Annotated in this window: 9 protein-coding genes; 8 read left to right on the top strand and 1 reads right to left on the bottom strand. The window is 31.4% G+C overall.

The features are described 5' to 3' along the window. Window positions 1-67 precede the first annotated feature (67 nt). The 5 genes from rpoB (at window position 68) to ABNT14_RS08995 (ending at window position 11513) form a co-directional block, all read left to right on the top strand. Window positions 68-3880: a DNA-directed RNA polymerase subunit beta gene (rpoB, locus tag ABNT14_RS09015; RefSeq protein WP_101902914.1), complete on the top strand. Its 3813-nt coding sequence runs from the start codon at window positions 68-70 to the stop codon at window positions 3878-3880. A 104-nt stretch (window positions 3881-3984) separates the two neighbouring features. Continuing rightward, window positions 3985-8256: a DNA-directed RNA polymerase subunit beta' gene (rpoC, locus tag ABNT14_RS09010; protein ID WP_101902913.1), complete on the top strand. Its 4272-nt coding sequence runs from the start codon at window positions 3985-3987 to the stop codon at window positions 8254-8256. A 56-nt stretch (window positions 8257-8312) separates the two neighbouring features. Next, window positions 8313-8621 (top strand): DUF3467 domain-containing protein, encoded by a 309-nt coding sequence (locus tag ABNT14_RS09005; protein ID WP_101902912.1) that lies wholly within the window; start codon window positions 8313-8315, stop codon window positions 8619-8621. Between the two features lie 124 nt (window positions 8622-8745). Continuing rightward, entirely contained in the window at window positions 8746-9183 is a 438-nt protein-coding gene (locus ABNT14_RS09000; protein WP_101902911.1) for an RrF2 family transcriptional regulator, read from the top strand. Window positions 9184-9284: 101 nt separating this feature from the next. After that, the gene (locus ABNT14_RS08995; RefSeq protein WP_101902910.1) at window positions 9285-11513 is read left to right on the top strand and encodes a nitric-oxide reductase large subunit; all 2229 of its coding nucleotides are present in this window, start codon (window positions 9285-9287) and stop codon (window positions 11511-11513) included. 76 nt (window positions 11514-11589) lie between these two features. Here ABNT14_RS08995 and ABNT14_RS08990 read toward each other — a convergent pair whose 3' ends face one another. Further along, the gene (locus tag ABNT14_RS08990; protein ID WP_101902909.1) at window positions 11590-12276 is read right to left on the bottom strand and encodes a Crp/Fnr family transcriptional regulator; all 687 of its coding nucleotides are present in this window, start codon (window positions 12274-12276) and stop codon (window positions 11590-11592) included. A gap of 103 nt (window positions 12277-12379) precedes the next feature. Between ABNT14_RS08990 and ABNT14_RS08985 the strand changes: the two genes are divergently transcribed. From ABNT14_RS08985 to deoC, 3 genes are read left to right on the top strand one after another with little or no spacing between them, the layout of a single operon-like run. Beyond that, window positions 12380-14752 carry a heavy metal translocating P-type ATPase gene (locus tag ABNT14_RS08985; RefSeq protein ID WP_101902908.1) on the top strand — a complete coding sequence of 791 codons (2373 nt, stop codon included), beginning with the start codon at window positions 12380-12382 and terminating at the stop codon, window positions 14750-14752. Window positions 14753-14769: 17 nt separating this feature from the next. Then, window positions 14770-15102, top strand: a complete 333-nt coding sequence (locus ABNT14_RS08980) for an AraC family ligand binding domain-containing protein (RefSeq protein ID WP_101902907.1) — start codon at window positions 14770-14772, stop codon at window positions 15100-15102. Between the two features lie 14 nt (window positions 15103-15116). Further along, window positions 15117-15782: a deoxyribose-phosphate aldolase gene (gene deoC / locus ABNT14_RS08975; RefSeq protein ID WP_101902906.1), complete on the top strand. Its 666-nt coding sequence runs from the start codon at window positions 15117-15119 to the stop codon at window positions 15780-15782. Window positions 15783-15827: the final 45 nt, after the last annotated feature.

Genomic DNA, 15827 nt, shown 5'->3' with positions numbered 1-15827 from the left:
AAAATTGCATTATTGAAACGAGATAGTTTCAAAAAATAATATTTTTAATTTAAAAATAGCATCTCTTTTGGCAACGATAAACACTACTGAAAGAATTAACTTCGCATCATCGCAATTAGGTACCGATTATCCAGACTTTTTGGATATTCAGGTGAAATCTTTCCAAGATTTTTTCCAATTGCAAACCAAAGCTGATGAGCGAGGTGAAGAAGGTTTGTATAAAACCTTCATGGATAACTTTCCGATTACAGATACCCGTAATCAATTTGTATTAGAATTTTTAGACTACTTTGTAGATCCACCAAGATATAGCATTCAAGAATGTATTGAAAGAGGTTTAACACATAGTGTGCCTTTAAAAGCAAGGTTAAAACTTTATTGTACAGATCCTGAGCATGAAGATTTTGAAACTATTGTTCAAGATGTGTATTTAGGAACAATTCCTTATATGACAAATTCTGGAACCTTCATTATTAATGGAGCTGAAAGAGTTGTTGTATCTCAATTACACCGTTCACCAGGGGTGTTTTTTGGACAATCTTTCCATGCAAATGGAACTAAGTTGTATTCTGCAAGAGTAATTCCTTTTAAAGGATCTTGGATAGAATTTGCAACTGATATCAATCAGGTAATGTACGCTTATATTGATAGAAAGAAAAAACTACCAGTAACTACGTTATTCAGAGCCATTGGTTTTGAAAGAGATAAAGATATATTAGAGATTTTTGATTTAGCAGAAGAAATTAAGGTTTCTAAAGCAGGATTAAAAAAAGTATTAGGGCGTAAACTAGCAGCTAGGGTTCTAAAAACTTGGCATGAAGATTTCGTAGATGAAGATACCGGTGAAGTGGTGTCTATTGAACGTAACGAAATTGTTTTCGACCGTGATACAATCATAGAGAAAGAACATATTGATGAAATAATTGATGCAGGTGCTAAAACTATCTTATTACATAAGGTAGATAATGACATGGCCGATTATGCCATCATTCATAATACACTGCAGAAAGATCCTACGAATTCTGAAAAAGAAGCAGTAGAACACGTCTACAGACAATTACGTAATGCTGAGCCGCCAGATGAGGAGACAGCAAGAGGAATTATTGAAAAATTATTCTTCTCTGAGCAACGTTATAGTTTAGGTGAAGTTGGTCGTTTTAGAATGAACACCAAGTTACAGTTAAATGAGCCGATTGATCAGAAGGTATTAACTAAAAATGATATTATTACCATTATCAAATACTTAATTGAGTTAATTAACTCAAAAGCAGAAGTAGATGATATTGATCACTTATCTAACCGTCGTGTAAGAACTGTTGGTGAACAATTAGCAGGTCAGTTTGGTGTAGGTTTAGCTCGTATGGCTCGTACTATTCGTGAAAGAATGAATGTGCGTGATAATGAGGTGTTTACTCCTATTGATTTAATTAATGCGAAGACCTTATCTTCAGTTATTAATTCGTTTTTTGGAACTAACCAGTTATCTCAATTTATGGATCAAACCAATCCATTAGCTGAGATTACACACAAACGTCGTTTATCAGCACTAGGACCTGGAGGATTATCTAGAGAAAGAGCAGGATTCGAGGTTCGTGATGTTCACTATACACACTACGGACGTTTATGTCCAATTGAAACTCCTGAGGGACCGAATATTGGATTAATTTCATCTTTAGCAGTATTTGCAAAGGTTAACAGTTTAGGTTTTATCGAAACTCCTTATAAAAAGGTTATCGAAGGAAACGTAGATGTACACCAAGAGCATATTTATTTAAGTGCTGAAGAAGAAGAAGGAATGAAGTTTGCACAATCTAATTTAGAGGTAAGTGCAGCTGGAGATTTTGTTGGAGATAAATTAATTTCACGTGAAGGGGGAGATTTCCCTGTAGTAACACCTACTGAAATTGATTATATGGATGTTGCCCCTAACCAGATAGCATCTATATCAGCATCATTAATTCCTTTCTTAGAGCATGATGATGCCAATAGAGCCTTAATGGGATCGAACATGATGCGTCAAGCAGTTCCATTATTACGTCCAGAGTCTCCAATTGTAGGTACAGGATTAGAGCGTAGAGTTGCAAAAGATTCTCGTATTTTAATTAATGCTGAAGGACCTGGTGTTATTGAGTATGTTGATGCGAATAAAATAAGAATTAAGTATGATAGATCAGATGAAGAGCGTTTAGTAAGCTTTGATTCAGATGATATTTCTTATAACTTAATTAAGTTTAGAAAAACAAATCAAGGTACGAACATTAACCTAAAACCAATTGTTAAAGTTGGAGATAGAGTTGAAGAAGGTCAAGTACTTTGTGAAGGATATGCAACACAAAAAGGAGAATTAGCTTTAGGTAGAAATATGAAAGTAGCCTTTATGCCTTGGAAAGGGTATAACTTTGAGGATGCGATTGTAATTTCTGAAAAAGTTGTTCGTGAAGATATCTTTACTTCTATTCATATTGACGAATATTCTTTAGATGTTCGTGATACGAAATTAGGAGCTGAAGAGTTAACAAACGATATTCCTAACGTTTCAGAAGAGGCTACTAAAGACTTAGATGAAAATGGAATGATTCGTATTGGAGCAGAGGTTAATCCAGGAGATATCTTAATTGGTAAAATTACTCCAAAAGGTGAATCTGACCCAACTCCTGAAGAAAAATTATTAAGAGCTATCTTTGGTGATAAAGCAGGTGATGTAAAAGATGCATCACTAAAAGCTTCTCCATCATTAAGAGGGGTAGTAATTAATAAAAAATTATTCCAACGTGCTGTAAAAGATAAAACAAAACGAGCAAGAGATAAAGAAGCTATTGCTGTTTTAGAAGCATCTTATGTACACAAGTTTGAAGATTTAAAAGATTTATTAATTGAAAAATTATTTAATCTAATTACAGGAAAAACTTCTCAAGGGGTATTTAATGATTTAGGAGAGGAAGTATTACCAAAAGGTAAAAAATTCACTCAAAAAATGTTAAATTCTGTAGGTGATTTTACGCACTTACACGGAACTTGGACTACCGATAAAGACTTAAATAGATTAGTTGTTGAATTAGTTCACAATTATAAAATTAAAGTTAACGATTTACAAGGTTCTTTACGTCGTGAGAAATTTACAATTTCTGTAGGTGATGAATTACCAGCAGGAATCTTAAAACTTGCAAAAATTTATGTTGCTAAAAAACGTAAATTAAAAGTAGGAGATAAGATGGCAGGACGTCACGGAAATAAAGGTATTGTTGCTCGTATTGTTAGAGCTGAAGATATGCCTTTCTTAGCAGACGGAACACCTGTTGATATTGTATTAAATCCATTAGGGGTACCATCTCGTATGAATATTGGTCAGATTTATGAAACTGTTCTTGGATGGGCAGGTCAAAAATTAGATCAGAAGTATGCAACACCAATTTTTGATGGAGCAAACATCGACCAAATAAACGAGTTAACTGATAAAGCAGGAATTCCACGTTACGGACATACATATTTATATGATGGAGGTACAGGAAAACGTTTCGATCAACCAGCAACGGTAGGTATCATTTATATGATTAAGTTAGGTCACATGATTGAAGATAAAATGCATGCGCGTTCTATTGGTCCTTATTCATTAATTACGCAGCAACCACTTGGAGGTAAAGCTCAATTTGGAGGTCAGCGTTTTGGAGAGATGGAAGTTTGGGCACTTGAAGCATATGGTGCATCAAGTATCTTAAGAGAAATCTTAACCGTTAAATCTGATGATGTATTAGGTAGAGCCAAAACTTACGAAGCAATCGTAAAAGGTGAAACTATGCCAGAACCAGGTTTACCAGAATCATTTAATGTATTAATGCACGAACTGAAAGGTTTAGGATTAGATGTTAAATTAGAGGAATAACAAACAGTGAAATATCATTCGGTAATTAAATTTACCGAATGATAAATCATTTTAAATATACGTCTCATTTAGAGGCAATTTTTAATTCGAATCCATTACTTATTATGGCAAGAAAGAACGAAAAATACACTGTTAAAAAGTTTAACAAAATTTCAATTGGTTTAGCATCACCTGAGTCTATTTTAGAGGCGTCAAGAGGTGAGGTTTTAAAACCAGAAACTATTAATTACCGTACACATAAACCAGAAAGAGATGGTTTATTTTGTGAGCGTATATTTGGTCCTATAAAGGATTATGAGTGTGCGTGTGGTAAATACAAAAGAATCCGTTATAAAGGAATCATTTGTGATCGATGTGGAGTTGAAGTTACTGAGAAAAAAGTACGTAGAGACAGAGTAGGTCACATTAATTTAGTAGTACCAGTAGCACACATTTGGTATTTTAGATCATTACCTAACAAAATGGGGTACCTTTTAGGTTTACCGTCTAAAAAGTTAGATATGATTATTTACTACGAACGTTATGTAGTAATTCAACCAGGTGATGCTAAAACTGCTGAAGGAGAGTCATTAAATAAAATGGACTTCTTAACAGAAGAAGAGTATTTAGATATTTTAGATGCACTTCCACAAGAAAACATGTATTTAGATGATAGCGACCCAACTAAGTTTATCGCTAAAATGGGAGCTGAATGTTTAATCGATTTATTAGAAAGAATTGATTTAGACTCTTTATCATTTGAATTACGTCATAAAGCAAATACTGAAACTTCTAAGCAACGTAAAAACGAAGCATTAAAGCGTTTAAATGTTGTTGAAGCTTTTAGAGATTCTCAAAAAAATAGAGAAAACAATCCTGAGTGGATGATAATGAAGGCTGTACCAGTTATACCGCCAGAATTACGTCCTTTAGTGCCATTAGATGGTGGTCGTTTTGCTACTTCAGATTTAAATGATTTATACCGTCGTGTAATTATCCGTAATAATCGTTTAAAACGATTAATGGAAATTAAAGCACCTGAGGTTATTTTACGTAATGAAAAACGTATGTTACAAGAATCAGTAGATTCTTTATTTGATAACACACGTAAATCATCAGCAGTAAAAACAGAATCTAACAGACCTTTAAAATCTTTATCTGATAGTTTAAAAGGGAAACAAGGTCGTTTCCGTCAAAACTTATTAGGTAAGCGTGTTGATTATTCTGCACGTTCGGTAATTGTTGTTGGACCAGAATTAAGATTATTCGAATGTGGATTGCCAAAAGATATGGCAGCAGAATTATACAAGCCTTTTGTTATTCGAAAATTAATCGAAAGAGGTATTGTTAAAACTGTAAAATCTGCAAAGAAAATTATAGATAGGAAAGAACCAGTTGTTTGGGATATCTTAGAAAATGTAATTAAAGGACATCCTGTTTTATTAAACCGTGCCCCTACATTACACCGTTTAGGTATTCAATCTTTTCAACCAAAATTAATTGAAGGAAAAGCGATTCGTTTACATCCATTAGCATGTTCGGCATTTAATGCGGATTTTGATGGAGATCAAATGGCTGTTCACTTACCATTAGGACCTGAAGCTATTTTAGAAGCTCAGATTTTAATGTTAGGTTCTCACAATATTTTAAATCCTGCAAATGGAGCACCAGTAACGGTACCATCTCAGGATATGGTATTGGGTCTTTATTATATGACTAAAGAAAGAAAATCTACACCTGAAGTGATTATTAAAGGTGAAGGATTAACTTTTTATTCTCCAGAAGAGGTAATTATCGCCTTAAATGAAGAAAGAGTAGACTTAAACGCAGGTATAAAAGTTCGTACAGCAGATGTTGTAGATGGTGAGCACGTAACTAGAATTGTAGCAACTACGGTTGGTAGAGTTTTATTTAATGAAAAAGTACCAAAAGAAGCTGGATATATTAATGAGGTTTTAACTAAAAAATCATTAAGAGGTATTATTGGTGACATTTTAAAAGTAACTAATATTCCTGCTGTAGGAGATTTCTTAGATGAAATTAAAAATATGGGATATAAATACGCCTTTGAAGGTGGTTTATCTTTCTCATTAGGAGATATTATTATTCCTGAAGAAAAGGAAGGAATGATTGCTGCAGCCAATAAAGAGGTTGATGCAATTGTATCTAACTATAACATGGGAATGTTAACAAATAAAGAACGTTACAATCAGGTAATTGATATTTGGGGGTCTGCAAATAACAGATTAACAGAATTATCTATGAAACGTTTACGTGAAGACCAACAAGGGTTTAACTCGGTATTCATGATGCTTGATTCTGGAGCAAGGGGTTCTAAAGAACAGATTCGTCAGTTAACAGGTATGCGTGGATTAATGGCAAAACCTAAAAAATCTACTGCAGGTGGTGGAGAAATTATTGAGAATCCGATTCTTTCTAACTTTAAGGAAGGGTTATCAATTCTTGAATACTTTATCTCAACTCACGGTGCTCGTAAAGGTTTAGCGGATACGGCATTAAAAACAGCCGATGCAGGTTATTTAACTCGTCGTTTAGTAGATGTATCGCAAGATGTTATTGTAAACGAAGTTGATTGTGGTACTTTAAGAGGATTAGAAGTTGCTCCTTTAAAGAAAAATGATGAAATCGTTGAATCTTTAAGCGATAGAATTACAGGTCGTACATCTTTAAATGATGTATATGCACCTAATTCTGATGATATGATTATTGCTGCAGGTGAGTTAATTACATCAAAATTAGCAGATGAAATTCAAGCAAGCGGTATTGATAAAGTTGAAGTTCGTTCGGCATTAACTTGTGAATCTGAAAGAGGAATTTGTGAAAAATGTTACGGACAATCATTATCAACAGGTAAAAAAGTTCAAAGAGGTGAAGCAGTTGGTGTAATTGCAGCACAATCTATTGGAGAGCCTGGTACACAGTTAACATTACGTACTTTCCACGTTGGAGGGGTAGCAGGAAACATTTCTGAAGAGAATAAGTTGATTGCAAAATATGAAGGTAACGTTAAAATAGAAGATTTACGTACTGTTGTTGGTAAAGATAAAGAAGGAAATGAAATAGAAATAGTTATTTCACGTACTGCTGAAATCAAAATTATCGACAAAAAGACAGAAATCGTATTAAGTACTAATATTATTCCTTACGGTTCAATTATCTTTAATAAAGATATGAAAACTATCAAAAAAGGAGATGCAGTATGTCAATGGGATCCATTTAACGGGGTTATTGTTTCTGAATTTGGAGGAAGAGTGAAGTTTAACAACTTAGAACAAGGTATTAATTACTCTGTTGAAGTTGATGAGCAAACTGGTTTCCAAGAGAAAGTAATGATTGACTCTAAAAATAAAAAAATCATTGCTTCATTAATTATTGAAGATGCTGATGGTAATGCGTTACGTTCGTACAGTTTACCTGTAGGTGCTCACTTAATGGTTAGTGATGGTGATAAAGTTCCAACAGGTCATACTTTAGTTAAAATTCCACGTAAGTCTGGTAAAGCAGGCGATATTACAGGAGGTTTACCACGTGTAACAGAATTATTTGAAGCACGTAACCCATCTAATCCAGCAGTAATTGCTCAGATTGATGGTGTAGTATCTTTCGGTAAAATTAAGCGAGGTAATCGTGAAATTATTATTGAATCTAAAACAGGAGATATTACTAAATATTTAGTGAAATTATCGAACCAAATTTTAGTTCAAGAGAACGATTTTATTAAAGCAGGTATGCCTTTATCTGATGGAGCAACTACTCCAGTAGATATTTTAAATATTCAAGGACCTTCAGCGGTACAAGAATATTTAGTAAATGAAATTCAAGAAGTATATCGTTTACAAGGTGTAAAAATTAATGACAAGCATTTCGAAGTAGTAGTACGTCAAATGATGCGTAAAGTTAGAATTATTGATTCTGGAGATACCTTATTACTAGAAAATCAATTAATTCACAAAAATGACTTTATCAAAGATAACGATGCTATCTACGGAATGAAAGTTGTTGAAGATGCAGGAGATTCTGAAAATTTACAAGCAGGACAGATTGTTTCGGCACGTCAATTAAGAGATGAAAATTCTATTTTACGTAGAGCAGATAAAAATTTAGTAGCCGCTCGTGAAGCGAAACCAGCAACAGCTGAACAAATTTTACAAGGGATTACTAGAGCTTCGTTACAAACGAAATCATTTATATCGGCAGCGTCGTTCCAGGAAACTACTAAAGTATTAAATGAAGCCGCAGTAAACGGTAAAATTGATACCTTAGAAGGATTAAAAGAAAATGTAATTGTTGGTAAACGTATTCCAGCAGGTACAGGAATGAGATCTTACGATAAGCAAATTGTAGGACCTAGAGAAGAAATGGAAGAAAATTTATAATTTTTTAATACCTAAAGGCCTCTAAATTTTTAGAGGCCTTTTTTTTTATTAATATTATGGAAAACAATAAAGACCCACAATTAAATATTGAATTAGATCAAGATATTGCTGAAGGAACCTATAGTAATTTAGCGGTAATCAATCATTCATTATCAGAATTTATCGTTGATTTTATCAATATTATGCCAGGTATTCCAAAACCAAAGGTAAAATCAAGAATTATTTTAACACCACAACATGCTAAAAGACTTGCAAAAGCTTTGGTTGAAAATGTTCAAAAATTTGAACAAACAAATGGTGAAATAAAAGATTACGAACAGCCACCTATTCCAATGAATTTTGGAGGAACAACAGGGGAAGCTTAAAAAATAAAAAACGTCTATAATTAGACGTTTTTTTATTTTATCAAATTTTAATAAAAGATATTATTATCTTTTTTATTAGGAATTATTTCTTACTTTTGAATTTTAAAACTTGTAAAAATTATATATGTTTTCAAAATCTTGTGAATATGGTTTAAGAGCAGCTATTTATATCGCAGAGCAATCTAGTTTGAAGAAAAAAGTAGGGCTTAAAGAAATTGCAAGTGCTATTGACTCTCCTGAACCATTTACAGGTAAAATATTACAAATTTTAACGAAAAATAATATAGCAAGTTCTTTAAAAGGACCACATGGAGGTTTTTTTATTGAAGAAGTAAATTTAAAAAAAATAAAACTAAGTAATATCGTATCAGTATTAGATGGTGATACTATTTATACGGGATGTGCTTTAGGATTAAAACAATGTGACCATAACTCACCGTGTCCTTTACATATAAAGTTTATCGAAATAAGAGAAAGTTTAAAAGTAATGCTAGAAGAAACCACTTTATATGATATTTTATATTCAGAAGATAAAAAGAATACTTTTTGGTTAAAGAGGTAACCAAAATCTAAAATTTATATTAATAAAAGATAAAAATATCTTTTTATACTTTTATGTAGGGGAGATTAAAAATAATAATTAAAATTAAATAAAAAGTAATAATGAGAAAAATTTGGACATGGTTTATAGCTGTAGTAGTACTATCCTTTGTGGCGTTAATTTGGGTAGGAACGGAAGTTTATCAAACCCAGCCACCGATACCAAACATGGTAACGGTAAAAAATACAGGCGAAGTTGTTTACACAAAAGAAGATATTCAAATAGGGCAAAATGTTTGGGAATCAATAGGAGGAATGGAAGTAGGTTCTATTTGGGGGCATGGTAGTTATGTTGCTCCAGATTGGTCGGCCGATTGGATTCATAAAGAAGCCGTATTTCTGTTAAATTATTGGGCGAAAAAAGATTTTAATACAGGATATGATGTTTTAAATGTAGAGCAAAAAGCAGCATTAAAAGCACGATTAATTAAAAATATTAAAACCAATACCTATGATACAAGTACAGGAAAAATTCAAATATCAGATGAAAGATTACTAGCGATTAAAGAAAATTCAAAATATTATGCTAGTATTTTTTCTGAAGGATATGAGCAATATGCAATTCCAAAAGGAGCTTTAACTAATGTTGATAAATTAAGTAAGTTAAATGCTTTTTTATTCTGGACATCATGGGCAGCGAGTACCAATAGACCCAATAAAGATTATACATATACGTCAAATTGGCCTCACGAACCATTAATTGATAACACGATTACAGCCGATTCTCAATTATGGTCAGGTTTTTCAATTATATTATTACTATTATTTATAGGGCTTTTAACTTATTATTATATTGTAAATCATGAAAAAGTAGAGGCAGTTACCAACCCAAAATCAGATCCGTTATTAAACATGAAAATGTTTAAATCGCAAAAAGCAGTATTAAAATATTTTATTGTTATTTCATTATTAATTGCATTACAAGTAATTTTAGGTATTGTAACGGTACATTATACGGTAGAAGGACAGGCTTTTTTTGGCTTTAATTTATCAGAATTTTTACCGTATTCAGTAACTAGAACTTGGCATACGCAATTAGCAGTTTTTTGGATTGCTGCCACTTGGTTAGCAACAGGATTATTTTTAGCACCTATAATTAGTGGAAAAGAAATGAAATATCAAGTATTTGGTATTAATTTTTTATTCGTAGCTTTATTGATAATTGTATTAGGTTCTATGCTAGGAGAATGGTTAGGAATTCATCAGTTTTTAGACTTAACAACGAATTTTTTCTTTGGGCACCAAGGGTATGAATACATGGATTTAGGGCGTTTTTGGCAAATATTTTTAGGTATTGGTTTAGTTTTATGGATGTTTATGGTTGGAAGACACGTACTATATGGAATTCGTAAAAAAGATGATTCAAAACATTTATTAATTATCTTATTAATAGCAGTAATTGCTATTGGGATGTTCTTTTTCTCAGGATTGATGTATGGCGAAAATAGTACATTACCTGTAATTAATTACTGGCGTTGGTGGTTGGTACATTTATGGGTAGAAGGATTTTTTGAAGTATTTGCAACTGTAATAATTGCCTATATTTTTTCAAGAATGAAAGTAATATCAATGAAAACAGCAGGGAAAGTATCGGTAGCATCAGCAACTATATTTTTATCAGGAGGAATTATAGGAACACTTCATCATTTATATTATTCAGGAACACCAGTACAGGCAATTGCTTTAGGGGCAACTTTTAGTGCTTTAGAAGTAGTTCCATTAACTTTAATGGGCTTTGAAATTCGTGAAAACTGGAATTTATTAAAAGGAAATAACTGGATACAGCGTTATAAATGGCCTATATATTTCTTTATATCAGTAGCATTTTGGAATATGTTAGGGGCAGGAGTTTTAGGGTTTTTAATTAATCCACCAATTGCATTGTACTATATTCAAGGATTAAATACCACTGCTGTACATGCACATGCTGCATTATTTGGAGTTTATGGAATGTTAGGAATGGGATTTATTTTGATATGTTTACGTTTTTATTCAGATGAATTATGGAATGAAAAACTAATTAGAAATTCATTTTGGCTTTTAAATATCGGTTTAATTTTGATGATTGTATTAAGCATGCTTCCCGTAGGAATTATACAGGCATATACTTCAATTACCAAAGGATATTCATTTGCAAGAGATGCGGAATTATTATACAGCCCAACAGTGCAAACCTTAAAATGGATGCGTATGATTGGAGATACCGTATTTTCAGTAGGAATTGGTTATTTCTGTTATTTTGTTATAAAAGTAACTGTTGGTGCTTTGAAAATGAAAAAAAATGTTAATTAATTTTTAAAAATAGGTTATAAAAAAACTCAGGATAAAATCCTGAGTTTTTTTATATAAATAAGTTTTTAGTTGCAATTTAAAACCCAATAGAAATATCTTTTAACGTTTGTTTATCAAGAATAAAAACTTCTTTTCCTTTTAAATCAATTAATTTTTTCTTTTTAAATTCAGAAAGTAACCGAATTGCCGATTCTGTAGCTGTTCCGATAATATTAGCAATATCTTCTCTTGATAAATGAATCCCTAAAGCCCCATTTTCATTATTTTTAAATTTATTATCAAGGTTTAATAAAGTAGAAGCTAAACGTTGTTTAACCGTTTTTTGTGCCATATCAACAATAAAATCATCTGCAGTTTTAAGAGAAGATGCCATTGTTTTAAGAACATCCATAGTAAATTTTTGGTTCTCTTCTAAATCTCTAACAATTTCTTCTTTAGGGATAAAACAAATCTCCATATCATTTACGGCTATGGCTTTTAAGTTAGAAGCTTCATCATTAATTAAACTCCGTTCGCCTAATAAATCGCCTTTTCTTACCAAATTTACAATTTGATCTCTACCATTATCACTCATTTTTGAAACTTTACAAATACCGTTTTTAATACAAAAAACACCATTTATATGTTCACCTTCTTCAAATAAAACATCACCTTTTTTTACCTTTTTAGAAGTTTTACATCCTGAAATTCTAATTAATTCATCTTTTGTGAGTGATTTTAGAGAGTTAAATTCACGAATAATACATTGTTCACATTTACTCATAATAGTTCTTCATTAAGCTAGTTCAAATATAATCAAAAGCTGATATATATCATATTTTAATTACAATTCTTATAAGACCTTTGCACTAGGCAAACGAGTAAATATGGAAAACGCAAAATGTTTTCATTGTGGTAACGAATGTGATACCAAAACCATCACTATAAAAGAGAAATCTTTTTGTTGTAATGGTTGTAAAACGGTTTTTGAAATTTTTTCAGAAAATGATTTAACCTGTTACTATGATTTTCAAAACAATCCTGGAGCAATTCCAGAAGAAATTCAAGGAAAATATGACTTTCTTGATAATAAAGAAATTACCGATAAACTATTAGAGTTTAATGATGGTAACTTACATGTTGTTAATTTATATATACCTCATATACATTGTAGTTCTTGTATTTGGGTACTAGAAAATTTACATAAATTACAACAAAATATTAGTTCATCACAAGTTGATTTCCCTAAAAAAACAGTTCGAATTACGTATAATTCTGAAATTATTTCTTTAAAAGAAATTGTTTTATTGTTGAGTTCTATCGGATATGAACCTTATATCAGTTTAGAAGATTACGAAGTTGGAAAAAAGAAAGTTGACCGAAGTTTAATTTATAAATTAGGAATTGCAGGTTTTTCTTTTGGAAATGTGATGTTTTTATCTTTTCCAGAATATTTTGAAGTATCTGGTTTTTGGTTAGAACAATACAAAGGAATATTTCGTTGGTTGATGTTTATTTTCTCATTGCCTGTGGTTTTTTATGCGGGGCAAGATTATTTTATATCGGCATATAAAGGGTTGCGCTCTAAAATTTTAAATATTGATGTTCCTATTGCTTTAGGAATTGCTGTTTTATTTATCCGAAGTTCTGCTGAAATTATTTTTGATATCGGAACTGGTTTTTTTGATAGTTTAACAGGCTTAGTTTTCTTCTTGTTATTAGGGAAGTTTTTTCAGCAGAAAACATATAATTTCTTGTCTTTTGAACGTGATTATAAATCGTATTTTCCTATTGCGGTAACCAGAGTTTCATCCGAAGGAAAAGAAGAAAATGTACAAATTTATGATGTTGAAAAAGGTGATAGGCTATTAATTAGAAATCAGGAATTAATTCCTGTTGATGGAATTTTAATTAACGGAAATGCAAAAATCGATTACAGTTTTGTTACAGGTGAAGCAGTTCCTGTAGCTAAAAAATCAGGAGATAAATTATTTGCAGGAGGAAAGCAATTATCGGGAGTTTTAGAAATGGAAGTTTTAACTTCGGTTTCGCAAAGTTATTTAACGCAATTGTGGAGTAATGATGTATTTAAGAAAGATAAAAATTCATCATTTAAAACATTAACAGATAGAATAAGTCAGAATTTTACGGTAACCGTTTTAATAATTGCTTTTATTTCAACTGCATTTTGGCTGTATTATGATGCTAGCAAAGCCTTAAATGTTTTTACTGCTGTCTTAATTATTGCCTGTCCGTGTGCTATTGCTTTAGCAGCTCCGTTTACTTTAGGAAATATGCTTCGGATTTTTGGAAAGAAGAAATTCTACTTAAAAAATGCCACAGTTGTAGAACAATTGGCGGTAATTGATAGTGTTATTTTTGATAAAACAGGAACACTTACAACAAGTAAAGAAAATCAAATTGATTATAAAGGAAGCGAATTGTCATCCGAAGAAAAATCAATATTAAAAAGTGTTTTACGAGCTTCAAATCATCCGTTAAGTAGAATGTTATATGGTTTTTTATCGGCAGAAATGTTGCCTATTGATAGTTTTAAAGAGTACACAGGAAAAGGAATTGAAGCTACTTATAAAAACAGAATTATAAAAATAGGTTCATCATCTTTTGTGAATAATACTGATGAAAAAATTAACTTAGATACTTCTGTACATATTAGTTTTGATGGAATTTATAAAGGAAAATATGTGTTTAAAAATGCGTACAGAAATGGTGTAAAAGAGTTGTTTTCTGAATTAAATACGAATTATAATTTGGCGGTTGTTTCTGGTGATAATGAAGGCGAAAAGAAATTTTTAGAAGATTTATTACCTAAAAACACCTCATTTTTATTCAATCAAAAGCCAGAAGATAAATTAAATTATGTTGAGAATTTACAAAATAAAGGGCAAAGCGTAATTATGATTGGTGATGGTTTAAATGATGCAGGAGCATTGGCACAAAGTAATGTTGGAATTTCATTATCAGAAAATATTAATGTGTTTTCACCTGCTTGTGATGCTATTTTAGATGCTTCAAAATTTAATGAAATTGGCAATTATATAAAGGCATCAAAAAAGGCAATCAAAATAATTAAGTATAGTTTTATACTATCATTATGTTATAATTTAATCGGATTATATTTTGCAACAACAGGACAATTAAAACCTGTAATTGCAGCAATATTAATGCCTTTAAGTTCTATTAGTATTGTTTTGTTTACAACGATTGCAACAAATTTATTAGGAAAAAAAATAAAATAATTTAAAAGATAATTATTATGAAAGTAGCCTCATTTTTAGAAGATATTAAGTTTAATGAACATAAACCAGCAGTATCATTATTATTGGATACTGATTTTTCCAAAGAAATACGTGTTGTCTTTAAAAAAGGACAAGTTATGGAAGACCATCAAGCACCTTTTGCAATAATTGTTCAGGTGATAAAAGGTAGTATTGATTTTGGTGTAAATAATGAAATAAAACAATTAAATGCTGGAGATGTTATTTCATTAAAACCACAAGTAGTACATAATTTAACTGCTTTAGATGAAAGTGTTGTACGTTTGTCATTATCCAAATTAGATACTTTAAAAAGAGTTGAAAACGTATAAAATATATAAAATTGATGCAATTAAATACCTATATAGACCATACTTTACTAAAAGCAACCGCTACAGATAACGATATTATACAACTGTGTGAACAAGCCAAGCAATATGGTTTTTATGCCGTTTGTGTAAATGGCTGTTATGTGAAACTAGCAAAAGAAACTTTAGTGGATTCTGATGTGAAAATAGCCGCTGTTATTGGGTTTCCTTTAGGGGCAATGACTACCGAGGTTAAAATTTTTGAGGCAGTTAATTGTATTGAAAATGGCGCATCAGAAATTGATATGGTTATTAATGTTGGTAAATTGTTAGCTAGCGAGTATGATTATGTTGAAAACGAAATAAGGCTGATAAAAAAAGCCATCGGAAATAATGTTTTAAAAGTAATTTTTGAGAATTGTTATTTATCCGAAGAAAAAATGAAAACAGTTTGTTTACTCGCGGTAAATGCAGGTGCTAACTTTATAAAAACATCGACAGGTTTTGCTACAGGTGGCGCTACTTTTAAACAGATTGAATTGATGAAATTTACGGTTGAAAATAGCGTGCAAATAAAAGCAGCTGGGGGTATTAAAGATATCGAAACAGCAGCAAAATATATTAAACTAGGCGCAACTCGCTTAGGAACATCAGCAGGGGTTTCTTTGGTTACTAAAGGGTTTTCTGAAAATGATAATTATTAAAAAAGGTTGTTTACCTAAAGCGTATCAACTTATTATTGATGCGCT

It is taken from the genome of Tenacibaculum dicentrarchi, assembly GCF_964036635.1.
Lineage (GTDB): Bacteria > Bacteroidota > Bacteroidia > Flavobacteriales > Flavobacteriaceae > Polaribacter > Polaribacter dicentrarchi.
The sequence above is the reverse complement of the archived record's forward strand: the minus strand, read 5'-3'. Positions and strand labels throughout refer to the sequence as shown.